This is a genomic window from Vibrio sp. 10N.222.49.C9 (genome assembly GCF_041474985.1).
Taxonomy (GTDB): Bacteria; Pseudomonadota; Gammaproteobacteria; order Enterobacterales; family Vibrionaceae; genus Vibrio; species Vibrio crassostreae_C.
In genome coordinates this window covers 1-301 of sequence record NZ_JBFRVD010000990.1, presented here as the reverse complement: position 1 = coordinate 301, position 301 = coordinate 1, and the positions used below count along the sequence as shown (strand labels likewise).

Sequence of the window (301 nt, the reverse complement as noted above, 5' to 3'; positions counted from 1 at the left end):
ATGCTTCTGTTTGAGCAAAGAAGTTCGACATTAGTTTCTGATGGTGGTCGCCCGTTGGGTTGTGGCTGATTGCTGGTGCGATGAAATCACACGGAATCAGTTTAGTACCTTGGTGGATCAACTGGTAGAACGCGTGTTGACCGTTAGTACCTGGTTCACCCCAAATGATTGGGCCTGTTTGGTAATCAACAGCATCACCGTTACGGTCTGTGTACTTACCGTTTGATTCCATGTTGCCTTGCTGGAAGTAAGCAGCAAAACGGTGCATGTACTGGTCGTATGGAAGAATCGTCTCAGACTC

Annotated in this window: 1 pseudogene; it reads right to left on the bottom strand. The window is 47.5% G+C overall.

Features of this window, described 5'->3' with window-relative positions:
• A pseudogene (gene pgi / locus AB4585_RS26570) lies at nucleotides 1–301 on the bottom strand (glucose-6-phosphate isomerase); the annotation flags it as partial.